Origin of the sequence: Novosphingobium piscinae (genome assembly GCF_014230355.1) — a bacterium.
GTDB lineage: Bacteria > Pseudomonadota > Alphaproteobacteria > Sphingomonadales > Sphingomonadaceae > Novosphingobium > Novosphingobium piscinae.
The window spans coordinates 13,515-35,174 of record NZ_JACLAX010000022.1 but is presented as its reverse complement, the minus strand read 5'-3'; the positions used below and the strand labels follow the sequence as shown (position 1 = coordinate 35,174).

21 protein-coding genes are annotated in these 21,660 nt (G+C 68.8%); 16 read left to right on the top strand and 5 right to left on the bottom strand.

Features of this window, described 5'->3' with window-relative positions:
* The first annotated feature begins 135 nt into the window (after positions 1-135).
* Complete coding sequence (locus H7F53_RS15715) at positions 136-798, top strand: TetR/AcrR family transcriptional regulator (RefSeq protein ID WP_185680461.1); 663 nt, start codon at positions 136-138, stop codon at positions 796-798.
* Between the two features lie 13 nt (positions 799-811).
* On the opposite strand, the gene H7F53_RS15710 is transcribed toward H7F53_RS15715, so the two are convergent.
* Genes H7F53_RS15710 through H7F53_RS15690 form a run of 5 tightly spaced genes read right to left on the bottom strand, consistent with a single transcriptional unit; the run spans position 812 to position 6,502 of the window.
* Entirely contained in the window at positions 812-1,783 is a 972-nt protein-coding gene (locus tag H7F53_RS15710) for an SDR family NAD(P)-dependent oxidoreductase (protein WP_185680460.1), read from the bottom strand.
* Positions 1,780-2,985 (bottom strand): thiolase family protein, encoded by a 1,206-nt coding sequence (locus H7F53_RS15705; RefSeq protein ID WP_185680459.1) that lies wholly within the window; start codon positions 2,983-2,985, stop codon positions 1,780-1,782. The genes H7F53_RS15710 and H7F53_RS15705 overlap by 4 nt, the downstream gene beginning before the upstream one ends.
* The gene (locus H7F53_RS15700) at positions 2,978-3,871 is read right to left on the bottom strand and encodes an alpha/beta fold hydrolase (protein ID WP_185680458.1); all 894 of its coding nucleotides are present in this window, start codon (positions 3,869-3,871) and stop codon (positions 2,978-2,980) included. Before H7F53_RS15700 ends, H7F53_RS15705 begins: the two co-directional genes overlap by 8 nt.
* Positions 3,868-5,439 (bottom strand): class I adenylate-forming enzyme family protein, encoded by a 1,572-nt coding sequence (locus H7F53_RS15695; protein WP_185680457.1) that lies wholly within the window; start codon positions 5,437-5,439, stop codon positions 3,868-3,870. Before H7F53_RS15695 ends, H7F53_RS15700 begins: the two co-directional genes overlap by 4 nt.
* The gene (locus H7F53_RS15690) at positions 5,432-6,502 is read right to left on the bottom strand and encodes an amidohydrolase family protein (RefSeq protein WP_343062104.1); all 1,071 of its coding nucleotides are present in this window, start codon (positions 6,500-6,502) and stop codon (positions 5,432-5,434) included. Before H7F53_RS15690 ends, H7F53_RS15695 begins: the two co-directional genes overlap by 8 nt.
* A 252-nt stretch (positions 6,503-6,754) precedes the next feature.
* Between H7F53_RS15690 and H7F53_RS15685 the strand changes: the two genes are divergently transcribed.
* The 15 genes from H7F53_RS15685 to H7F53_RS15615 all read left to right on the top strand — a co-directional run bounded on the left by H7F53_RS15685 (position 6,755) and on the right by H7F53_RS15615 (position 21,644).
* Positions 6,755-7,870, top strand: coding sequence for a thiolase C-terminal domain-containing protein (locus tag H7F53_RS15685; RefSeq protein WP_185680455.1), 1,116 nt, complete (start codon positions 6,755-6,757; stop codon positions 7,868-7,870).
* Between the two features lie 2 nt (positions 7,871-7,872).
* Positions 7,873-9,024, top strand: a complete 1,152-nt coding sequence (locus H7F53_RS15680; RefSeq protein WP_185680454.1) for a thiolase C-terminal domain-containing protein — start codon at positions 7,873-7,875, stop codon at positions 9,022-9,024.
* Between the two features lie 14 nt (positions 9,025-9,038).
* Complete coding sequence (locus H7F53_RS15675; protein WP_185680453.1) at positions 9,039-9,968, top strand: OB-fold domain-containing protein; 930 nt, start codon at positions 9,039-9,041, stop codon at positions 9,966-9,968.
* On the top strand, positions 9,965-10,807 hold the full coding sequence (locus H7F53_RS15670; protein ID WP_185680452.1) for an MBL fold metallo-hydrolase: 843 nt from the start codon (positions 9,965-9,967) through the stop codon (positions 10,805-10,807). Before H7F53_RS15675 ends, H7F53_RS15670 begins: the two co-directional genes overlap by 4 nt.
* A 12-nt stretch (positions 10,808-10,819) precedes the next feature.
* Positions 10,820-11,632, top strand: a complete 813-nt coding sequence (locus H7F53_RS15665; protein ID WP_185680451.1) for an enoyl-CoA hydratase/isomerase family protein — start codon at positions 10,820-10,822, stop codon at positions 11,630-11,632.
* A 13-nt stretch (positions 11,633-11,645) separates the two neighbouring features.
* The gene (locus H7F53_RS15660) at positions 11,646-12,836 is read left to right on the top strand and encodes an acyl-CoA dehydrogenase (protein WP_185680450.1); all 1,191 of its coding nucleotides are present in this window, start codon (positions 11,646-11,648) and stop codon (positions 12,834-12,836) included.
* 27 nt (positions 12,837-12,863) lie between these two features.
* On the top strand, positions 12,864-13,994 hold the full coding sequence (locus H7F53_RS15655) for an acyl-CoA dehydrogenase family protein (protein WP_185680449.1): 1,131 nt from the start codon (positions 12,864-12,866) through the stop codon (positions 13,992-13,994).
* Between the two features lie 3 nt (positions 13,995-13,997).
* Positions 13,998-14,495: an acetyl-CoA carboxylase biotin carboxyl carrier protein gene (locus tag H7F53_RS15650; protein WP_185680448.1), complete on the top strand. Its 498-nt coding sequence runs from the start codon at positions 13,998-14,000 to the stop codon at positions 14,493-14,495.
* 49 nt (positions 14,496-14,544) lie between these two features.
* Positions 14,545-16,002 (top strand): pyruvate carboxylase, encoded by a 1,458-nt coding sequence (locus H7F53_RS15645; protein WP_185680447.1) that lies wholly within the window; start codon positions 14,545-14,547, stop codon positions 16,000-16,002.
* Between the two features lie 70 nt (positions 16,003-16,072).
* Complete coding sequence (locus tag H7F53_RS15640; RefSeq protein ID WP_185680446.1) at positions 16,073-16,594, top strand: biotin/lipoyl-containing protein; 522 nt, start codon at positions 16,073-16,075, stop codon at positions 16,592-16,594.
* Positions 16,594-17,961 (top strand): acetyl-CoA carboxylase biotin carboxylase subunit, encoded by a 1,368-nt coding sequence (locus H7F53_RS15635; RefSeq protein WP_185680445.1) that lies wholly within the window; start codon positions 16,594-16,596, stop codon positions 17,959-17,961. The genes H7F53_RS15640 and H7F53_RS15635 overlap by 1 nt, the downstream gene beginning before the upstream one ends.
* Entirely contained in the window at positions 17,958-18,389 is a 432-nt protein-coding gene (locus tag H7F53_RS15630) for a biotin/lipoyl attachment domain-containing protein (RefSeq protein ID WP_185680444.1), read from the top strand. Before H7F53_RS15635 ends, H7F53_RS15630 begins: the two co-directional genes overlap by 4 nt.
* A 1-nt stretch (position 18,390) precedes the next feature.
* Positions 18,391-19,419 (top strand): biotin synthase BioB, encoded by a 1,029-nt coding sequence (gene bioB, locus H7F53_RS15625; protein ID WP_185680443.1) that lies wholly within the window; start codon positions 18,391-18,393, stop codon positions 19,417-19,419.
* 33 nt (positions 19,420-19,452) lie between these two features.
* Positions 19,453-20,865, top strand: coding sequence for a 3-hydroxyacyl-CoA dehydrogenase NAD-binding domain-containing protein (locus tag H7F53_RS17940; RefSeq protein ID WP_185680442.1), 1,413 nt, complete (start codon positions 19,453-19,455; stop codon positions 20,863-20,865).
* On the top strand, positions 20,862-21,644 hold the full coding sequence (locus tag H7F53_RS15615) for an enoyl-CoA hydratase-related protein (RefSeq protein WP_185680441.1): 783 nt from the start codon (positions 20,862-20,864) through the stop codon (positions 21,642-21,644). Before H7F53_RS17940 ends, H7F53_RS15615 begins: the two co-directional genes overlap by 4 nt.
* Positions 21,645-21,660: the final 16 nt, after the last annotated feature.

Here is a 21,660-nt window from a genome sequence, read left to right as displayed (position 1 = left end):
GTGCGGCTTATTACACGTGTATGATTCGTAGCTTGATCCGGATCAAAAAACCAGCGATTTTCCGACCTATCGTCGGGTTGGCTAGCACATCCGTAATATAATTGACTTTTTGGGCCCCGTGGCTAGGCCGGAGCCATGGCCACCCGCTCCGCCCCTGCCCGCAAGGTCCGCCCGCTTGCCACAGGCACGCGCGAGCGACTCATCCTCGAGGCGGAAAAGCTGTTCGGCGAGCGCGGGATCGACGGCGTGACGATGCGGATGATCTGCGAGGCGGCCGAACAGAAGTTCGCAGGATCGGTGCAGTACCACTTCGGGGATCAGCTCGGGCTGCTCTACGCCGTGTTCGAATATCGCGAAGAGCAGCTGCAGCCGCAGCGCGAGGCGCTGCTCGAGGAGGGTCGGCGGACCGGCCAGCTCGACAACCTGCGCTTCCTGCTGCGCATCCTGTTCGAGCCCAACTTCTCCATGTACGAGGAGCAGGGCATCATCTCGTACATGCGCTGCCATGCCGCCTATCTGGCGACCCATCGCCCGCGCGGGGTGGAGCACCCGGTCGACCGGGGCAGCCCGACGACGCTGGCCCTGCGCGAGGCCATGACCCTGCTCGAGCGGCGCCTGTCGGCGCTCGGCCCCACGCTCGCGGCGTTCCGCCTCGAATGTGTCGGTGCCATGTTCCTGCAGGGGGCGACGCAGTACGCTTCGGGCCCGGAGCACTCGGGCATGACCCCGCGCCAGTTCTTCGACGACATGCTGGACATGATGACCTACGCGATCGCAGTCCTGCCCCGGCAGGGCTAGTCCGCCGCGAACGTCATCCGGGCGCGAACAGAGGGGGGATCAGCGCCAGTTCGTCGCCCGTCGAGGCTATGTCGAGGTAGTCGCCGAGATTGCGGACCAGCTCGGCATGATCGCGCAGGTCCTCGGGCCCGTGGTGCGGGTCGAACCAGCCCTCGCCGACGACGAAACCGACACGTGCGACCTTGCCGGACGAACTGCTGAAGATCTCGCCATTCAGCGTGGTCGAGCGGTGTGCCAGCCACAGTACGGTCGGGGCCACCGCCGCTGGCGGGCCCATCGGAACCTTGCCCGCGCGGATATCCTCGCGCCAATCCTCTCCCTCGCTGACGGCGCCGCCGAAGAAGACTTCGCGGTTCATCCGGGTGACGGCCATCGGCGCGACGGCGTTGACGGTGATCCCGGTGCCGGCGGCCTCCTGCGCCAGGCACTTGGTCAGGCCTGCGACCGCAAGCTTGGCTGCGCCGTAGTGCGACAGTGTCTCGCATCCACCGAAGCCGGCGTTGGAGGTGGTGTTGACGATCCGGCCATGGCCCTGCGCCACCATGTGCGGCCAGGCGGCGCGGCACATGTGGAACGTCCCGTCGAGCGTGACCGCCTGCATCGCGCGCCAGGCCTCGCCCGTCAGCTCGGTCAGGCGGGCGTAGCTGATGATCCCGGCGTTGTTCACCAGCACGGTCACCTTGCCGAAGGCCGCGATGGCCGCCGCCATGATCGCCTCGGCGCCGCCGGGTTCGGTGATCGAGCTGGTGTTGGCGATGGCCCGCCCTCCGGCGGCGGTGATCTCGCCGACTACCGCCTGGGCCACCGACTGCGGCTGACCGGTCCCCGGACCGGGCTCGGTGCCGATGTCATTGACCACCACGGCCGCGCCGCGCGCAGCGAAGGCGAGGGCATATTCGCGCCCCAGACCGCGGCCGGCGCCGGTGATCACGACGACATCGTCGTCGAAGCGCATGGCGTTCGGCACGGTCGTGGCGCCGGTCATGCCGGGATCTCGAACAGGCCGGCCGAGCCCATGCCGCCCGCAACGCACATCGAGACCACGGCATAGCGGACGCCGCGCCGGCGCGCCTCGATCAGCGCGTGTCCGGTCAGGCGCGCCCCGGTCATGCCGAAGGGGTGGCCGATGGCGATGCCGCCGCCGTTGACGTTGAGCCTGGCCGGATCGATGCCGAGCTTGCGCTGGCAGTAGATCGCCTGGCTGGCGAAGGCCTCGTTGATCTCCCAGAGGCCGATGTCATCGATGCTCAGGCCCGCGCGCTCGAGCAGCTTCGGGATGGCGAAGACCGGGCCGATGCCCATCTCCTCGGGCTTGCAGCCGACCGACTGGAAGCCGCGGAAGATTCCCAGGATGGGCAGGCCTTCGCGCTCGGCCGTCTCCCGGTCCATCAGCACCTGCGCGGCGGCGCCGTCCGAAAGCTGGCTGGCATTGCCCGCGGTGATGAAGCGGCCTTCCTTGACGATCTGGCCGTCCCTCCACACCGGCTTGAGCTTGGCGAGGCCTTCGAGCGTGGTGTCGGCGCGAATGCCTTCGTCGCTGGCGAGGGTCACCTCCTCGGTACCGCTGATCGAGCCGTCCTTCTCGATGACGTTCCGCAGCACCGTGATCGGGGCGATCTCGTCGGCGAGACGGCCCTCGCGGGTGGCGGCCGCGGCGCGCAGGTGGCTTTCCAGCGCGAAGGCGTCCTGGTCCTCGCGCGAGACGTTGTAGCGTTCGGCGACGATCTCGGCGGTCTCGATCATCGCCATGTAGGCGTGGGGATCGCCGGCCAGCACTTCGGCGGGTTGCGCGCGGTAGGTCGGCGCGTGGGCGTTGCGGGTGTGGGTGATCGATTCCGCGCCGCCCGAGAGGCCGACGTCGATGTCGCCGGCGATGATAGCGCGCGCGATGTAGGCGAGGGTGGTGAGGCCCGAGCCGCACTTGCGGTCAAGCGTGGTGCCGGGGACGCATTCGGGCAGGCCCGCGGCGATGATCGAGGTGCGGGCCAGGTTCGAACCCTGGGTCCCCCACTGGGTGCCGACACCGATCGCCACGTCCTCGATCCGCGCCGGATCGATCCCGGCCCGTTCGATCGCGGCGTTCATCACGTGGGCCGTGATCCGGGGGGCATCGGTGTTGTTGAAGGCGCCCTTGAAGGCCCGGGCGACGCCGGTGCGGGCGGTGGAGACAATGGCGGCTTCACGCATGATCGGTTGTCCTGCAGTTTGCATCGAGAAAGGCGAGCACTTCGGCGGTGAAGCGCCCGGTGAACTGGTGGTGGAGCCAGTGTCCTCCACCCGGGTAATGGCTGATCCGGTACTGGCCGAGGCGGGAGAGGCGCGGCGCACCCGGGACCGGAATCCATCCGGCATCGCCGTAGAACAGCAGGACCGGACAGGTCACCGCATCGAGCACCTCGTCCAGGTCGCTGGCGCGCTGGTCTTCGGGGGCACGCAGGCGGACACGCGGATCGAACTTCCAGCGCCAGCCCAGGCCCGCATCGCAAACCGTGGCGTGCTCGACCAGATGTCGGACCGTTGCCGCCGGAATGTCGGGCTGTTCCCGCTGCATCCGCGCGCAGGCATCCTCGAGGGTGGGATAGTGGCGGATCGAATGGATCGCGGCGGCCTGGCGGCGCTCCAGCCACTGCCGCAGGCGCTGGGGATAGGGGGTGGGCTCGCGGGCTTCGTCGCGGTGGATCGGCAGCTCGATGCATTCGACCCCGGCGAACGCCACGACCCGGTCCGGAAACGCGGCCGTGACCCTCAGCCCGATCGCGCCGCCGAGCGAATGCCCCACGATGGCATAGCGGTCGAGCCCCAAGGCCTGGGCCACGTCGGCAATGTCGGCGACATAGCCGGGAAGGGCATAGCCGTCGCTCCCCGCCCAGTCGCTCTCGCCATGCCCGCGCAGGTCGGGCGCGATAACCCGATAGTGCTCGGCGAGGACGGGGGCGATCCAGTCCCAGCTGCGGCAATGGTCCCGCATGCCGTGGATGAGCATGACGACGGGCGCGTTCGGCTGTCCCCAGGTCGCCACATGGATCCGGCGGCCGGCCACGGCCACCGTCAGGCAGGTGGGCGAGGCACTCATCCGGTGAACGGAACCGCAAGCAGCTCACGCAACCCGCGCCGCAGGATCTTGCCGGTCGGCCCCTTGGGCAGTTCCTCGAGGAAGTGGACCGCGCTGGGGCGCTTGTAGCTGGCGAGCTGGTCGGCGCAGCGGGCGATGACCTGTTCGGCTTCCACGGTCATGCCGGGACGCGTGGCGACGAAGGCGACCGGGACTTCGCCCAGCACATCGTCCTCCTGCGCGACGACGGCAACCTCGCTCACCCCCTCGATCCCGTAGATCACCTCCTCGATGTCGGCCGGGTAGATGTTCTGCCCGCCGCGGATGATCACGTCCTTCTTGCGATCGACGATGTAGGCATTTCCGTCCGGCGCGATCAGGCCGACGTCGCCAGTGTGCAGCCACCCGTCGCGCAGCGCCTGGGCGGTGTCGTCGGGCGCGTTGAAATAGCCGGCCATGATATTCGGCCCGCGCACCACGAACTCCCCGACGCTGCCGCGCGGGAGGACCGTGCCGTCATCGGCCATGACCTCCAGGTCCATGCCGTCCAGCACGCGGCCGATCGTCTTGCCATGGTCCAGCTCCCCGTCGGCTCCGCAGCGGACCTGGCACAGGGTGATCAGTGCGGCGCCCTCGGTCAGGCCATAGCCGGTGAGAAGGATCGTGTCCGGGCTGGTCGCCGCCATGACGCGGTGCAGCAGGGCGACCGGAACCGGTGCGCCACCGGTCATGATGCGGCGCAGGCTGTGCAACGCACCTTCGTGCAGGCCGGGATGATCGATCATCTTCTGCAGCATGGTGGGGACGGCCGGCATGAAGGTGCAGCCATGGCGCTGGATCGCCTGGATGCAGCGCTCCGCATCGAAGCGGGGCAGCAGCACCAGGGTCGCTCCGGTCACCAGCATGGCGTTGATGCACTGGTTGAGCCCGAAGGTGTTGTAGAGCGGTAGCGCGCAGAGGATGACGTCCTCTCGGGTGAGCCCAAGCCAGCCCGGGGTGGCATCGTAGTTCGCTGCGAGGTTGCCGGCCGTGAGCATGACGCCCTTGGACTTGCCGGTGGTCGCGCTGGTGTTGAGCAGAAGGGCGATTTCCCGCTCCGACACCTGCGCAGGGGTGGCAAGGGGCTCGGCCGAAGCGAGTGCCGCGTCGAGCGAGGCGAAGCCGGGGCCCGGGTCGTGCGCGCCGGTGACGATGGCCAGACGCAGCGATCCCGCCTCCGCCCGCACCGAGAGCGGCAGGCGGTCGCGCAGGTCGGCATGAAGTACCACAGCGTCGAGCGCGCAGCTGGCAATCGCGTGGGCGAGCTCGCCGGGCCGGTAGTAGATGTTGAGTGGCGAAACCGTCGCGCCGAGCAGGAACAGCGCCTGCTGCACGATGATGAACGCGGGCTCGCTCGGCACGAGCACCCCGACGTGGCGGCCCCGGTCGATCCCGAGCGACTGCAACGCGCCGGCGGTTCGGCGGACCTCGTCGGCAAGCTCGGCGAAGCTGATCCTGGTGGCGCCGTAGACGATCGCGGTCCGCGTGCCGCAGTCTCGGTCGCGCTCAAGGAGATGCAGGGCCCGGTTGCGGTTGATTGGTTCAGGCATGGAGCACCTGCTCATGGAGGGAGGAGCCGTCGGCGCCTGATCGCGGGGCGAGGCGATAGAAGCGGGTGGCGGTGCCGGAAAACAGCGCGGTCCGTTCGTCGGCCGAGGCACCCTCGGTTAGGCGTTTGAAGGCGTTCCACAGCGTCCGGTAGGGGTACATCGCCTTGTCGACCGGGAAATTGCTCTCGAACATGCAGCGCTCGACGCCGAACAGGTCGATGCAGGTCTCGACATAGGGCCGCCAGGCCTCGGCCAGTTGCCGGGACGAGGGGGGCTGCTCGGCTTCGTGCCACCGCGCGCCGCAGACGATCATCCCGAAGCCGCCGATTTTGACCGAGACATTCGGCCGCCTGGCGAGGTCGGCCATGTCGAGGAGCCACCGCGCGAACAGCTCCGCCTCGCGGCCCTCGTAAAGCCCGACGCCGAGGATGCAGCCGATATGATCCAGCACGATAGGCAGCGAGGGCAGGGCATCGGCCATGTCGCACAGCTCGGCGATCTGGCAGTTGTAGAGCATGGCATCATAGCTCAGTCCCGCCCGCGAAATAGCGCGCAGTCCGTCGCGGTAGGCGGGATCGCCGAGCAGCCCTTCGGGCGCGGGCCGCAGGACCACCCCGTCCGGAAAGTTGGGATCGCGTGAGACGCTGTGGCGGATGCCGCGTAGCCGTCCCTCCGCCGCGGCGGCATGGGCCGCGATCACCTCGTCGGCGGCGCTGCCGCGGGTCAGATCGGCGAAGGCGACGATCGCGGCCGCGACCTCGGGCTGGCCGCGCGCCGCCGCCGCGCGGGCGATGGCGGCCACCTTCTCGGTCTCGCCGACCGGCGCGAGGTGGGCCGGTCCACCGGTGCGGTAGCCATAGTGCGCCTGGACGAACACGGTCGCGCTCACCGCATGCCCGGACGCGAGGTCCGCGGCGATCTCGTCGAGCAGATAGGGGTGTCCATCCTGCTCCCACAGATGGTGGTGCGCGTCGACGATGGGGAGCGCGGGGTCGGTCACCGGTTCGTCGGAGAGCGCGAGCCAGGCAGGGTTGGGCGGCGGATACCGGAAACGCCCCGTCACATCGAGTCCCACGAATCCGCTCCCGTTCCCACTCTTGATCCGATAATGTTTCGGCGATCGGCAAATTGCAACCCTTCAAAAATCCATTGTTTCTGGACACAAATGCCAAGACAGAGCGGGTGGCAAACCGAAAATCCGATAAAACGTCGCTTTTTCTTTTGACACGGGAAAAGCGGCGAGCTTAGAAGAATGGCAGAGGCCGGACGGGTCGCGGATGCGGCGAGTCCGGCGAATGGCAGGGTGAGGAATCCGATGGGTCTCAGTCAGGTTGCGGTGCTGGCCTCCGCGCAAACCGAGTTGCGTCCGGCGTGGCGCGACGCACAGCATATCGATCTCATCTCGTCGGTCGTGACCAACGTGTTCAAGGGCACCGGTCTGACGCTCGACGACGTGGATTTCGTGATCGATTCCGGCAGTGACGTGCTTGACGGCCGCTCGATCTCCAACTGCGGTTTCCTCGGTGCGCTGGGTGCGCACCACAAGGAAGAGGCCCGGGTCGAAGAAGATGGTCTCTGGGGCGCGCTCTACGGGGTCAACAAGATCCGCTCGGGCGCCTCGCAGATCGGACTGATCGTCGCCTACTCGAAGCCCTCGGAGTCGGACATCGATCTCTACTGGGCTTCGATGGTCGAGCCCTTCTACCAGCGCCCGGTGGGCTTCGGCCAGAAGGCGGCACTGGGCATCCAGGCGCAGCGCTATCTGGCTGCCCACGGGATCAAGGATGATGCCCTTGCCGCCATCGTCGCCAAGCGCTGGGCCGATGCCGCAGCCAACAGCAAGGCGTCGATCGGCGAGGTTCCCGACTCCGCGGCGGTGCTGGCGGGTGCCGAGGCGGCCTGGCCGCTGACAGAGCTGATGATCTCGCGCCCGCTGGATGGCGCGGTGGCCGTGCTGATCGGCAGTGGTGACGTGGCGCGCCGCACGGGCCGTCCGCCGGTGTTCATCACCGGCATGGGCACCAGCATGGAAACCCATGCCCTGGCCGAGCGGACCGAGAACAAGCTGGATTCGGTCGCGAATGCGGCGAGGATGGCCCTGGGCAAGGCCGGCTGGGACTCGGCCGCTGCTGCCGACGTCATCGAGACCAGCGGCAGCTCGGTGATCGGCGAACTCCTGACCTTCGAGGGTCTCGGGCTCGCCGCCGAAGGCAAGGGCGCCGATGTCGCCTCGAGCGACAAGATCAACCGGTCGGGAGGCGCGCTGCCGGCCGATCCGATCATGGCCACCGGCCTGGTCCGTCTGGCCGAAGCGGCCAAGCAGCTTTCCGCACCGGTCAAGGCCGGAGCCGCGGCTCCGTCCAAGGCTATCGTCCACGGCACCGGCGGTGTCGCGATGCAGACCAACTGCGTCTTCACTCTCGAGGTTTGATCATGGGCCGTGAAGTAGGAATCGTCGGCGTCGGGCAGACGCATCACTCGCGTCGGCGCACCGACGTCAGCCAGGCCGGTCTCGTCCGCGAGGCCGTGGACCGCGCGCTGGCCGACGCCAACCTGTCGATGGAGGACATCGACACCATCGTCATCGCGACCGGTCCCGTGCTGTTCGCCGCGGTCAACCAGCCCGAGAAGTGGGTGGTCGACGCGATCGGTGCCCAGGGCAAGTCGGTCGTCCGCCTGACCAGCGGCGGCGGGGCCGGCTTCGCCGGCGCGCTCGCGGGCTACTACCAGGTGGCCGGCGGCTATTCCGAGCGCACGCTCGTGGTGGCCTACGACAAGCTGTCCGAGGGCCAGCTGCAGTACTCGATCTCGACGCTCTACGATCCGTTCTGGGGTCGTGAGTTCGCGGTCGGGATCATGGGCTTCTCGGCGGCCTACTGGCGCGCCCGCATGGATGTGCTTGGCCACACCGAGGAAGCGGCGGCGATGGTCGCGGCCAAGAATCGCAACAACGCCATCAAGAATCCCTATGCGCACCAGAAGAAAGCCGTCACCGTCGAGGACGTGCTGAACTCCAAGCCGCTGTGCTGGCCGATCAAGCTGCTCGATGTGCCGCCGATCTCGGACGGCGCCGCGGCGATCGTGCTCGCCTCGGACAAGGTGGCGCACCATTCGACCACCCGTCCGGCCTGGATCCGCGGCATGGCCTACTGCTGCGAGGCGGACAATGCGCCCGAACGCTCGCTGATGCTCTCGGAGCCGCTCGCGATCGCCTCGCGCCAGGTCTACCGCGCCGCCGGTATCACCAACCCGCGCCGTCAGTTCGACGTCGTCGAGGTGCAGGAGCCCTATTCCTGCTTCGAGCTCAACTACTACGAGAGCCTGGGACTGTGTCCTCCGGGTCAGGCGGCGGATCTCGTCGCCTCGGGCGCGACCCAGGTTGACGGTGACATCCCGGTCAACCCCTCGGGCGGGTGCATGGGCGCCAACCCGATCGGTGCGGTCGGCGTCATCCGCCTGATCGAAGCCGCGACCCAGGTCATGGGCCGTAACGAAACGCACCAGATCAAGGACGCCAAGCTCGCGCTCGTCCAGTCCGGTGGCGGCTGGGCCAACCTGCGCGGCTGCGCCGTGCTGAGCGCCTGAGGAGGTAAGGACCGATGTTCTACGCACCCGATACCGCACCGATCGATCTGCCCACCTTCAAGAGCACGATTTCGCTGCCCTACACCCTGACCCCGGGCCGTGCCGCGGGTGTCTTCCTGGCCGAAATGCCGAACCGCCGCATTGTCGGAGCCCGGTTCGCTGACGGCACGGTGATCGCGCCGGCGCAGGACTTCTCGCCCAGGGACGGCGAGGAGCCGACCGAGCTGGTCCAGGCTCCCGAAACCGGCGAGCTGACCGGCTTCACCCGGGTCAACGGCGTCGTGCTCGGCCTGGTCCGCCTCGACGGCTGCCGCAACAGCTTCGTGCATCGCATCCTCGCCGATCTCGATCAGGTGAAGGTCGGCCAGCGCGTGGCCGTGCAGTGGGCGGCGGGCGACGAGGGCACCTCGATCCTCGCGATCGAAGGCTTCGTTCCGGCGGCCGACGCGGCGGTGGGCGAAGTGAAGCCGCTGGTCGGCGCCGCAGAGCCGCTCGGCGTGATCAACTATGCGATGGCGCTGCACTACGACCACGCCTACGGCCCCTACTACGGCAGGATGTTCGACGAGCTGAAGGAGAACGGCGTCGTCATGGGCGTGCGCGGCTCGAACGCCGATGAGGCCCTGCTGCCCCCGCGCGAGATCGACGACATCACGCACAAGCGCACCGGCACCTGGAAGGCCTGCGCCGACACGGGGACCATCCGCGCCTGCTCGCTGATCAACGTCGAGGTCTACGGGCAGACCCGCCAGGTCCCCTATGCCTATGCCGAGATCGTCCTCGACGGCGCCTCGACCAAGATGATCCATGTCATCGAGATCGACGACCTCGAGACCGCCAAGCAGCAGATCAAGCCGGGCGCCCGCGTCCGCGCGGTCTGGACCACGGGCGAACGCCGCGGCGCGGTGTCCGACATCGAGCGCTTCGAGGTGATCGAGGGGTGACCAGCTGGACCGTCACGACGCTGCGCATCGGCGAGCTTTACCTGCCGCATGGCGGGGCGATCATGCGCGATCCGGTGCATGTCTGGCTGGTGCGCGGCGTGGTGGCGGACAAGCCGGTCAACCTGCTGGTCGACAGCGGCATGGCCGACATCCCGACGGTCCATGCCCGCCTTCGGGTCAAGGGCGTGGGCGGCGGCCATGCGTCGCTGATCGCGGCCCTCGCCACCGAAGGGCTGACCCCTGCCGACATCGACTATGTGATCTGCACGCACCTGCACTTCGACCACGCCGACAACCTGGACCTGTTCCCCGATTCCTGCGTGGTCGTGCAGCGCGCCGAGCTGCAGGCGGCGGTCGATCCGGTGCCCTCGCAGCGGGTGTTCTACTGGAAGTCGACGCTGGCGAACCTGATGGAGCGCAAGCGGCCGGCGCAGCTGAAGCTGGTCGACGGCGACACGGATTTCCTCCCCGGGATTCGTCTGCTGAGCGTGCCGAGTCACACCGAGGGCATGCAGGTCGTGGTGGTGACCACCGAGAAGGGCCGCGCCGCGCTCGTCTCGGACCTGGGCGATCACTACCGCTACTGGTTCCCGGCCGATCCGCGCGCGACCAGCCACCCCCAGCGCTCGCTGGCGGACGCCTTCATCACCGGCAACATCCGGAGCGAGAGCGAGCGGACGTGGCAGGCCGCCATGCGCCGGGTGCTCGACAACTCCGACATCGTCGTGCCCGCGCACGACTTCCGCATCCCGGTGCGCATCCCCGAGCAGTGGTTCGCCATTCCGGACAGCACCGAAGGTGACCTGGCGCATGTGCCGCCGGGCGCCGCCGAGACCTGAGAGGGACGCCGCATGGCTTACGAAGACATCATCTACGAGGTGAACGAGCGGATCGCCACGATCACGCTGAACCGGCCCGAGGCGATGAATGCCACGACCGATCGGCTGTACAGCGAGCTGCAGGACCTGATCCCCCGGATCGCCGCCGATACCGGCGTGTCGGTGGTGATCCTGACGGGGGCCGGGCGCGGTTTTTGCGCCGGCGCCGACCTCAAGGCGAGCAAGGACGGTATGACCCCGCTGGAGCGCAGGGCCCGCCATCGCTGGATCCTGAAGGACGTCCTCGAGCCGCTCTACAAGCTGGAGAAGCCGGTGATCGCCGCCGTGAACGGTGCAGCCGCCGGGGCGGGCGCCAACATCGCCTTGTGCTGCGACATCATCATCGCCAGCGACAAGTCCAGCTTCATGCAGGCTTTCGCCAAGGTCGGACTGATGCCGGATCTGGGCGGAATGTTCTTCCTGTCGCGGGCGGTCGGGATCAACAAGGCCAAGGAGCTGTGCTTCACCGCGCGCAAGGTCCCGGCCGACGAGGCTCTGGCCCTGGGCATGGTCAACAAGGTCGTCCCGCATGACGAGCTGATGGACGAAGCCCGCGCGATGGCACGGCAGATCGCGGCAGGATCGCCGACCGCCATGGCCATGACCAAGCGCCTGCTCAACATGTCCCAGACCGCGACCTTCGAGCAGATGCTCGAGTTCGAGGGATACTCGCAGACGCTCGCCTATCTCACGCCCGAATATCTCGAGGGTGTCGCGGCATTCCGCGAGAAGCGCGCGCCCGATTTCGCCGGCGCCGCCGAGCGCGCGGCGGCGGCCAAGGCCTGACGGAGTCGATCCGATGGATTTCAACTACAGCCCTTCGGAAAACGAATTCCGCATGGAACTACGGAACTGGCTCGCCGGCGCCCTCCCGCAGGGCTGGGGCGAGACCGTGTTCGAGCCCGAAGACGAGCACGAGCGCGCGATGTTCCGCCTCGACTGGGAGCGCAAGCTCTACGCGGGCGGCTGGAGCGGGATCAACTGGCCCAAGGAATACGGCGGCCGTGGCGCCACGCTGATCGAGCGCGGCATCTTCGCCGAGGAAATGGCCCGGACCCAGGCGCCCGAGGGCATCAACATCATCGGCCACAACCTTGCCGGCACGACGATCCTGGCCTGCGGCACCGAGGCCCAGAAGAAGCGCTTCCTGCCGCCGATCATCTCGTCGGACGAGGTCTGGTGCCAGGGCTTCTCCGAACCCAACGCCGGGTCGGACCTTGCCTCGGTGCGGACCCGTGCCGAGCTGGTCGGCGACAAGTTCATCGTCAATGGCCAGAAGATCTGGACCAGCTATGCGCAGTACGCCCAGTGGTGCTTCGCGCTGGTCCGCACCGATCCCGACGTGCCCAAGCACAAGGGTCTGTCGTTCCTGCTGATCGACATGAGCTCGCCGGGGATCACAATCCGGCCGCTGCGTCAGATCTCCGGCGAATCCGAGTTCAACGAGACCTTCTTCGACAATGTCGAGGTCCCGGCGGAGAACATCGTCGGCGGGATCAACGAAGGCTGGAAGATCGCGATGACCACGCTGGCCTACGAGCGTGGTCCGGAAGACGCCCTCGGCCGTCAGGTCCGCTTCAAGCAGGAGCTCGACAAGCTGGTCACCACGCTGTGCCAGACCATGCAGGGCAGCCGCGCGGCGATCGACAATCCCGCGATCCGGCAGCGCCTGGCGCGCGCGATCACCGAGATCGAGATCGTCCGGCTCAACGCACTGCGCTCGTTCAGCGTCTACCTCGACGGGGGAGACCGCGGCGCCGATGCCTCGATGACCAAGCTCTACTGGAGCCACGTGGCCCAGAACATGTACGAGCTGGCGATGGACGCGCTTGGCCCGGTGGCGCCGTTGTCGGGCAACGATCCGTCGGCGCGGGCGATGGGCCGGTTCCAGCTGAGCTGGCTGCAGTCCAAGGCATTCACCATCTATTCCGGATCGTCGGAAATCCAGCGCAACATCACCGGCGAGCGCGTGCTCGGCCTGCCGCGCTGAGCTGGGCGGCTGCAAGGATATCGAACCATGAACTTTGCCTTCAACGAGGAACAGAAGAGCCTGGGCGAGACCGTCGACCGCCTGCTCGAGGACCACGCGGCGCTGCGTGCCCCGGACCTCTCGGCCGAGGCCAACGGCCCCGCCTGGGACGCGCTGGCCGAGCTCGGCCTGTTCGCGATGATGGTCCCCGAGGACCAGGGTGGCGCCGGGCTGACCGCAGTCGACCTCGCCCTGTCGGTCGAGGCGATGGGCAGCGCCCTTGGTCCGATCGCCGCGCTGGATGCGCTGGCCGTGACCGACCTGCTGGTGCGTCACGGCACCCCGGCGCAGCAGGCCGACCTGCTTCCGCGCATCGCCACCGGCGAACTGCGCGTTGCCGTCGCCGTGACCGAGCAGGGCTGTGACGAGGCCCCCGAAGGCGTCGGCACCACGGTCACGGGCAACCGGTTGAGCGGGACCAAGGTACTGGTCCGCGAGGCTGCGGCGGCCCATCTTTTCGCGGTCGTGGCGCAGTCGGGCACCGGCGCGGCGATCTACCTCGTCCCGGCCGACGCCGCCGGCGTCACGGTCCGCGCGCACGAGGATATCGACCCGACCTGCGCGCTGGGCGAGGTGACCTTCGACAATGTCGAGCTCGGCGCCGAGGCCCTGGTGGGCGCGGCCAACCCGGCCCGCGCGGTGACGCGCCTGTTCGATGGCGGCGCGGCCCTGAGCGCCTGCCTGCAGGTGGGGATCGCTGCCCGCATGCTCGCCACCGCGGTGGAATATGCCCGCACCCGCGTGCAGTTCGGCCAGGCGATCGGCGCGTTCCAGGCGATCAAGCACCGCTGCGCCGACATGGCCGTGGCGGTCGAGGCGGCGCGTTCGGCGACCTACTATGGCGTCTGGGCCTTTGCCGAGGATGCGCCCGACCGCGCCCGCGCCGTGTCGATGGCCAAGGCCTATGCCGGCGAGGTGGCCAAGCACGTCTGCAACGAGACCATCCAGGTCCACGGCGGCATGGGCTTCACCTGGGAGTTGGGGCTCCACCGCTACCTGCGCCGCGCCAAGGTGATCGAGCACGCGTTCGGTTCGACGCTGTGGCACAACGAGCGGATCGTGGTCGAGACGCTGCGCATGGACGAGGCCTGCTCCGGCGACAAGCTGGCGGCGGCCTGAGCCATGAGCGGGTCCAAGCCCTCCGACATCGCCCTGCTGGCCGAGCTGTTCGCCGCCGGCGGCTGGAAGGACCTGCGCGTCGAGACGCCGGGGCTGAGCGTCCATCTTTCGACGGATTCGAGCTCGCCTGCCCTGGGTGCGGCAAAGGCAGCGCATGTTGTTCCGGTTGCCGCGGCACCGGTTGCCGCAGCGCCGGCCGGCCCGTCGGTCATCGCCGCCGCTCCGGCCGCTTCGGCTGCGCCCGAGGCCGCCGGGACGAACTGGGTGGAGGTCCGCGCGCCGAACCTCGGGACTTTCTACCGCTCGCCTAAACCGGGCGCCGCGCCGTTCGTCGAGATCGGCCAGGCGGTCACCGCCGAGACCGAGCTGTGCCTGCTCGAGGTCATGAAGCTGTTCACGTCGGTCAAGGCCGGGGTGAGCGGGACGATCCGCAAGGTTTGCGTCGAGGACGGCGTGCTGGTCGATGGCGGCCAGGTGCTGTTCCTGGTCGAGGCCGACTGACAGGTTCGCCTGCGCGAAGCCGCGGGCCGATAGAAGGGAGTGCGTGGGGATGGCCCACATCGATTTTCTCGACGAGACAATGCGTGACGGTCAGCAGAGCCTGTGGGGCCTGCGCATGCGCGCCGGGATGGCCCTGCCGGTCACGCCGCTGATCGACCGGACCGGCTTCTCGACCATCGACCTGACCGGCGGCGGCATGCTCGACGTGCTGACCCGCTATTGCCAGGAGAACTACTGGGAAGGGCTCGACCTTCTGGTCGCCTCGATGCCCAACACCCCGCTCCGTGCGGGGCTGCGCGCCAATGCCAATGTCACCTTCGGCATCACCCCGCCGGCGCTGATGGACCTGTGGGTCCAGCGGCTCTGTGCGCACGGGATCCGCTCGTTCTGGATCTACGACGTGCTGTTCGGGCTCGACAACATGCTGCGGCTCGCCAAGGTCGCCAAAGAGGCCAACGGCGCCAAGGTCGCGGGCGCCATCATGTTCGCGCTCTCGCCGGTCCACACCGACGAGTTCTTCGTGTCGAACGCCAAGAAGCTTGCTGACAGCCCGCACGTCGACTCGATCCTGCTCTACGACACCGCCGGCGTGCTCGAGAAGGAGCGGATCCAGCAGCTAGTCCCCGCGCTGGTCAAGGCGGCCGGCGGCAAGCCTATCGAGTTCCACTCGAACAACCTGCTCGGGCTCTCGGCCAAGGCCTATCTCGATGCGATCGACTGCGGCGTTTCGGTGATCCACACCGCGAGCCGGCCGATGGCCAATGGCCCCTCGGTGCCCTCGACCGAGATCATGGCCAAGAACATCCAGCTGCGCGGCCACACCCACAGCCTGGATGAATCGCTGTTCCAGCCGGTGGCCGACCACTTCCGCGCGGTCGCCAAGGCGTCGGGCAACCTCTACGACCAGTACGCCGAGTACGACGAGTTCTCGATCCAGCACCAGATCCCGGGCGGGATGATGGGCACGTTCAAGGCCCAGCTCGCCATGCACAAGATGATGGACAAGCTGCCCGAGGTGCTCGACGAGGTCGCCGCGGTGCGCCGCGATCTGGGCTACCCGGGCATGGCGACGCCGTTCAGCCAGCTGGTCGGCATCCAGGCCGTGCTCAACGTGGTCACCGGCAAGCGCTATGGCACGGTGCCCGACGAGGTGATCCAGTACGCCGCCGGGTTCTATGGCCAGACGGTCGCCCCGGTCGATGCCGGCGTGCTCGACAAGATCATGGCCGCGCCGCGCGCCAAGGAAGTCCTCGCCAATCCGCCCGAGCAGCCTGACCTCGACGAGCTCAAGAAGCGCTACGGCACCGTGGACGAGGACGAGCTGATCTACCGTGCCTTCGTGCCCCAGCCCGACATCGACAAGATGCGCGCGGCCGGGCCGGTGCGCCGCGATTTCCCGCTGCTCTCCTCGCCCGAGCTAGAGGACGTGCGCAAGCTGATGCAGGTGGCCACGCTCCCAGTGGTCGAGATGAAGTCCGAAGGGCTGAACGTCAGCCTGCGTCGTTGAACCTGCCCCGCGCGGGGCATGCCGGGCGACCAGCGATCGTCCGGCCCAAGTCAGAGGATGGTGCCGAGCCATGACCCACAAGCCACCCGTCGATCCGAGTGTCGACCATGTGCGGGTTCTGATCGAGGAATTCACCCGTTCGGGCATCGCCACGCTGCATCTGCGGGCGGGCAGCTTCGAACTGCTGCTGTCGAACGATCCGGCCGCGCCCACCCTGGCGGGCGCGCCGGCGGCACCGGCGCCGGTTGCCGTGCCGGTTCCGGTTGCGGCCGCGGCGGTCGCCCCGGCACCGGTCGCCGCGCCTGCGGCATCTCCTGCGCCCGCTGCCGTCTCGAGCTCGGTGCCGGACGGCGCCGTGGTCATCACGGCGCCCAACCTCGGCACTTTCTACCGCGCGCCCAAGCCCGGCGCCGCGGCCTATGTCGAGATCGGCGGCAAGGTGGGGCCCGATGACGAGATCTGCCTGATCGAGGTGATGAAGCTGTTCACCGCGGTGAAGGCCGGGCAGGCCGGGACCATCGTCGCGGTCCTCGCCGAGGATGGCGCCATGGTCGAGGCTGGGCAGCCGCTGTTCGCACTGGTTGCCGACTGATGGCGATCAAGCGTCTCTTCATCGCCAACCGTGGCGAGATCGCGCTGCGGATCGTCCGCGCGGCCCAGACGCTCGACATCGAGACGGTCGTCGCCGTCTCCGACGCGGACCGCGACAGCGCCGCCGCGCGTCAGGCCGATCGCGCGGTGGTGCTCGGGCCGGCCCAGGCCGCCAAGAGCTATCTCGATCCGCGACTGGTGGTCCACGCCGCCAAGGCGAGCGGCTGCGACGGGCTGCACCCGGGCTATGGCTTCCTGTCCGAGCGCGCGATCCTGCCGACGCTCTGCGCGGCCAACGGCATCGCCTTCGTCGGCCCCGAGCCTGACGTGATCGACGGACTGGGCGACAAGATCCAGGCCCGCGCCATGGCCCGTGCGGCGGGTGTTCCGCTGGTCCCGGGCTGCGACGAGGTGAAGACTGCGGCCGATGCCCGGCGCGAGGGCGACCGCATCGGCTATCCGGTCCTGCTCAAGGCCGCGGCCGGCGGCGGCGGGCGCGGCATGGTCATCGCCAACAACGGTGATGAAGCCGAAGCCGGCTTCCACCGCGCCTCGGCCGAGGCCGTCGCGGCCTTCGGTGACGGCACGCTGTTCATGGAGCGCTTCGTCCCCGAGGCGCGCCACGTCGAGGTCCAGCTGATGGGCGACGGCAAGGGCGGCGTGGTCCACTTCGGCGAGCGCGACTGCTCGGTCCAGCGCCGCTACCAGAAGCTGATCGAGGAGGCGCCCTGCGCGGCCATGCCCGATCACCTGCGCCAGCAGCTCCACCAAAGCGCCTGTGCGCTCGCCGCCTCGGTCAATTACCGCAACGCCGGCACCTGCGAGTTCCTGTTCGACGTCAAGCGGCAGGAGTTCTACTTCATCGAGGTCAACGCCCGCATCCAGGTCGAGCACCCGGTGAGCGAGATGATCGCGGGCTTCGACCTGGTGCAGGAGCAGCTGCGCATCGCGGGCGGGGCCGGGCTTTCGGTCACGCAGGATCAGGTCAAGCTCAGCGGCCATGCGATCGAGTGCCGGATCAATGCCGAGGACACCGCGCGCGACTTCATGCCCTCGCCGGGCCGGATCACGCGCTGGTCGCCGCCTGCGGGCGAGGGCATCCGGCTCGACAGCCACATGTCGGAAGGGGCGATGATCCCGCCCTATTACGACAGCATGATCGGCAAGCTGATCGTCCACGCAGAGACGCGCGAGGCGGCGATCGACCGGCTGGACGCGGCGCTGGCCGATTTCACGGTCGAGGGCATCGCCACGACCATTGGCCTGCACCGCGAGATCATCAACCACGCCGATTTCCGTGCCAACCGCATCCACACGCGCTGGCTGGAACAGGTCCTGCTGGCCGAGCGCAAGGGAGCCGCGGCATGATCCGCATCGACGACAAGGCTCTGGCCGCGATCACCAATGCGCGGGCCCTGCTCGACACCATGCTGGCAGGCGGCTGGAACGAGGTCTGCGTCCAGGGCGAGGAGGGCGACTACTTCCTCGCACGGCACCCGGGCACGCCCAACCCCCTTACCGCTCCCCCCGCCGCGGCAGTCTCTCCCGCCGCAGCGGCCTCGCCGCCCGTGCAGGCTCCGGCCGCGCGGGCGGTGACGGCGCCCCATGTCGGCACCGTCGTCTGGTTGGCGCCGGTGGGGACCGCGGTGGGTGAGGGCGCGGCCGTTGCCCGATTGGCAGTGCTCGACGAGACGGTCGAGGTCGCGGCCCCGGCTGGCGGGACGGTCACCGGTCACGGCGTAAAGGTCGGCGATCTGGCCGAGTTCAAGACCGAACTCGTGACGCTGCAGGGCTGACATGGGCCAGGCCGTCCGCACCGACTGGAGCCGCGCCGAGATCGCCGGGCTGTTCGACCTGCCGTTCACCGAGCTGGTCTTCCGCGCGGCCGAGGTCCACCGCACGCACCACCGCGCGGGCGAGGTCCAGCTCTGCACGCTGCTGTCGATCAAGACCGGCGGCTGCGCCGAGGACTGCGGCTACTGCGCGCAGTCGGTCAAGGCCGACAGCGGGGTCAAGGCGACCAAGCTGATGCAGGTGCAGCAGGTGCTGCAGGCCGCGGCCCAGGCCAAGGACAGCGGGTCGAAGCGGTTCTGCATGGGCGCCGCCTGGCGCAACCCCAAGGAGCGCGACATGCCTGCCATCGTCGCGATGGTGGAGGGCGTGCGGGCCATGGGGCTCGAGACCTGCATGACCCTCGGTATGCTCTCCCCCGGACAGGCGGCGCAGCTCGCAGAGGCCGGGCTCGATTACTACAACCACAACATCGATACCTCGCCCGAACGCTATGGCGAGGTCATCACCACCCGCACCTTCGCGGACCGGCTGCAGACGCTGGAGACCGTTCGGCAGGCGGGGATCAATGTCTGTTCGGGCGGGATCGTCGGGATGGGCGAGACGCGCGCGGACCGCGTCGGCTTCGTCCATGCGCTCGCGACAATGGCGCAGCACCCGGAGAGCGTGCCGGTCAACGCGCTCGTCCCCATCAAGGGCACGGTGTTGGGTGACATGCTGGCCGATACGCCGATGGCCAAGATCGATGACATAGAGTTCGTCCGCACCGTCGCGGTCGCGCGGATCACCATGCCGCTGTCGATGGTCCGGCTCTCGGCCGGGCGCGAAGCGATGAGCGAGGCGACCCAGGCGCTGTGCTTCCTTGCCGGCGCCAACTCGATCTTCACCGGCGACAGGCTGCTGACCGCGGCCAATGCCGGGGATGACGCCGACGCCGCGATGATCGCGCGCCTCGGGCTCAAGCCGCTGGAAAGCGAGGAGCCCCTGCGCGCGATGAAGGCTGTGGCGGGCTGCACCCAATCCTGCGCGGCCTGATCCGCGCGCAACCGACCAGACGCGGAGTTTGCTGTGAGCGAGGCAATAACGATCGGGGTCTGCGGAGCAGGCGCCATGGGCAGCGGCATCGCGCAGGTGGCGGCCCAGGCCGGCCACCGCGTGGTGGTCTACGACGTCTACGCCCCATCGCGCGAGCGCAGCCAGGCGCAGATCGCCAAGGGGCTCGACCAGCTCGTCTCGCGTGGCAAGCTCGCGGCGGATGCGGCTGCGGTGGTGCTCGCCAACCTGAAATGGACAGATCAGGTTTCGGCGCTTGACGGCTGCGGGCTGGTGATCGAGGCGATCATCGAGGACCTCGCCGCCAAGCAGGGCCTGTTCGCGCAGCTGGAGGAGCAGCTGGATGATGCGGCGATCCTTGCCAGCAACACCTCGTCGCTGTCGATCGCCAAGCTGGCAGGCAGCCTGCGCCGGCCCGAGCGCTTCATCGGCATGCACTTCTTCAACCCGGCCACCGTGATGAAGCTGGTGGAGGTCGTGTCCGGTCCCGCGACCAGTCCCGCCGTGGCCGAGGCCATTACCGGGCTCGCCCAGGCCTGGGGCAAGGTGGCCGTGCCCGTGGCCGACGTGCCTGGTTTCATCGTCAACCGCGTCGCTCGCCCGTTCTACGGCGAGGGCTTCCGCTGCCTGCAGCAGGGCGGGGCGGCGCCCGAGATGATCGACCTGCTGTTCCGCAAGGCCGCAGGGTTCAAGATGGGCCCGCTCGAACTGACCGACCTGATCGGCCAGGACGTGAACTTCGCCGTGGCGCGGTCGGTCTTCGATTCCTACTTCGGCCAGACCCGCTTCATCCCGCAGCTGGCGCAGTCGGCGCTGGTCGATGCCGGCTGGCTGGGCCGCAAGACCGGGCGCGGCGTCTACGACTATGCCGATGGCAAGGGCCCGGATGTGCCGGCACCGCTCGCCGTCCCGGCCCGCTCCGATGCCCCGGCCCGGCCCGAGGCGGCGAGGCCAGACCTGGCGCCGCTGGAGCTGGGCGGCGTGGTGCTGCGCTTCTCGCGCGGCCGCACGGCGCGCGCCGAGGCGGCGGAGGCGGGCCGCGAGGTCGCGGTGATCGACTGGTTCGACGCCAGCCATGCCTCGGCCGCCGGCTTTGCCGCCAGCAGCGATGCGGCGGCCGAGGTGGCCGCCGGCCTGCTCGCCGCCTGGGGGCTCGACGCTTACCGGCTGGCGGACCGTCCCGGCCTGATCGTGCTCAGGACCCTCGCGCAGATCGCCAATGCCGCTGGCGACGCCGTGCTTGAGCGCGTCAGCGACGAGGGCGGGATCGACAGCGCGCTGCGGTTCGGCGCCAACTATCCGTTCGGTCCCTGTGCCTGGGCGGACCGGATCGGCCCCGCCGCGCTGGTCGGGGTGCTCGGCGCGATCGCCGCCGGCACCGGACAGCCCCTCTACAACCCCTCGGAACACTGGATGAGCAAGGCATGACCGACCAGACCAACCTCCTTCTCGTCGATCGCGGCACCGACGGTGTCCTGACCCTCACGCTCAACAATCCGGAAAAGCGCAATGCGCTGGCCACCCCGGTGCTCGGGCTGATCGCCGACGCGCTCGACGCGGTGCGCGACGACGACGCGGTGCGCAGCGTGGTGATCACCGGATCGACCAAGGTCTTCGCGGCCGGTGCCGACATCAACGAACTCGCGCAAAAGGACACGGCTGGGGCCCTGGCCGATGTGCGGCCGAGGATCTGGGCCCGCATCCGCGCCTTTCCCAAGCCGATCGTCGCGGCGGTCGAGGGCTGGTGCCTGGGGGCGGGGAACGAGCTGCTGATGTGCTGCGACCTCGCCGTGGCCGGAGTCAGTGCGCGCTTCGGGCAGCCCGAAAGCAATCTCGGGATCATCCCCGGCGCCGGAGGAACGGCGACCCTGCCGCGGATCGTCGGCCGGATGCAGGCCATGTCGATGGTCCTGCTCGGCAAGCCGATCGATGCCGCGACGGCCTTGCGGCTCGGTCTGGTGCTGGAAGTCGTCGTGGACGGCTCGGCGCTGGCCCGGGCGAGCGAGCTGGCCCGCGAGATCGCGGCCCGGGCTCCGGTTGCGGTGCGCCAGGCCAAGGCGATGGTCAACGCCGCCTTCGACCTGCCGCACACCGCCCACCTCGCTGCCGAGCGCCAGGCGTTCTCCGCGCTGTTCGGCACCGAGGACAAGCGCGAAGGTCTCGCCGCGTTCTTCGGCAAGCGCGATCCTCAGTGGAAGGGCGCCTGATCGCGGTCCCGACCGT

Coding starts and splice junctions, on each gene's coding strand:
- H7F53_RS15715 (WP_185680461.1), top strand. CDS start 136: ATGGCCACCCGCTCCGCCCCTGCCCGCAAGGTCCGCCCGCTTGCCACA.
- H7F53_RS15710 (WP_185680460.1), bottom strand. CDS start 1,783: ATGACCGGCGCCACGACCGTGCCGAACGCCATGCGCTTCGACGACGAT.
- H7F53_RS15705 (WP_185680459.1), bottom strand. CDS start 2,985: ATGCGTGAAGCCGCCATTGTCTCCACCGCCCGCACCGGCGTCGCCCGG.
- H7F53_RS15700 (WP_185680458.1), bottom strand. CDS start 3,871: ATGAGTGCCTCGCCCACCTGCCTGACGGTGGCCGTGGCCGGCCGCCGG.
- H7F53_RS15695 (WP_185680457.1), bottom strand. CDS start 5,439: ATGCCTGAACCAATCAACCGCAACCGGGCCCTGCATCTCCTTGAGCGC.
- H7F53_RS15685 (WP_185680455.1), top strand. CDS start 6,755: ATGGGTCTCAGTCAGGTTGCGGTGCTGGCCTCCGCGCAAACCGAGTTG.
- H7F53_RS15680 (WP_185680454.1), top strand. CDS start 7,873: ATGGGCCGTGAAGTAGGAATCGTCGGCGTCGGGCAGACGCATCACTCG.
- H7F53_RS15675 (WP_185680453.1), top strand. CDS start 9,039: ATGTTCTACGCACCCGATACCGCACCGATCGATCTGCCCACCTTCAAG.
- H7F53_RS15665 (WP_185680451.1), top strand. CDS start 10,820: ATGGCTTACGAAGACATCATCTACGAGGTGAACGAGCGGATCGCCACG.
- H7F53_RS15660 (WP_185680450.1), top strand. CDS start 11,646: ATGGATTTCAACTACAGCCCTTCGGAAAACGAATTCCGCATGGAACTA.
- H7F53_RS15655 (WP_185680449.1), top strand. CDS start 12,864: ATGAACTTTGCCTTCAACGAGGAACAGAAGAGCCTGGGCGAGACCGTC.
- H7F53_RS15650 (WP_185680448.1), top strand. CDS start 13,998: ATGAGCGGGTCCAAGCCCTCCGACATCGCCCTGCTGGCCGAGCTGTTC.
- H7F53_RS15645 (WP_185680447.1), top strand. CDS start 14,545: ATGGCCCACATCGATTTTCTCGACGAGACAATGCGTGACGGTCAGCAG.
- H7F53_RS15640 (WP_185680446.1), top strand. CDS start 16,073: ATGACCCACAAGCCACCCGTCGATCCGAGTGTCGACCATGTGCGGGTT.
- H7F53_RS15635 (WP_185680445.1), top strand. CDS start 16,594: ATGGCGATCAAGCGTCTCTTCATCGCCAACCGTGGCGAGATCGCGCTG.
- H7F53_RS15630 (WP_185680444.1), top strand. CDS start 17,958: ATGATCCGCATCGACGACAAGGCTCTGGCCGCGATCACCAATGCGCGG.
- bioB (WP_185680443.1), top strand. CDS start 18,391: ATGGGCCAGGCCGTCCGCACCGACTGGAGCCGCGCCGAGATCGCCGGG.
- H7F53_RS15615 (WP_185680441.1), top strand. CDS start 20,862: ATGACCGACCAGACCAACCTCCTTCTCGTCGATCGCGGCACCGACGGT.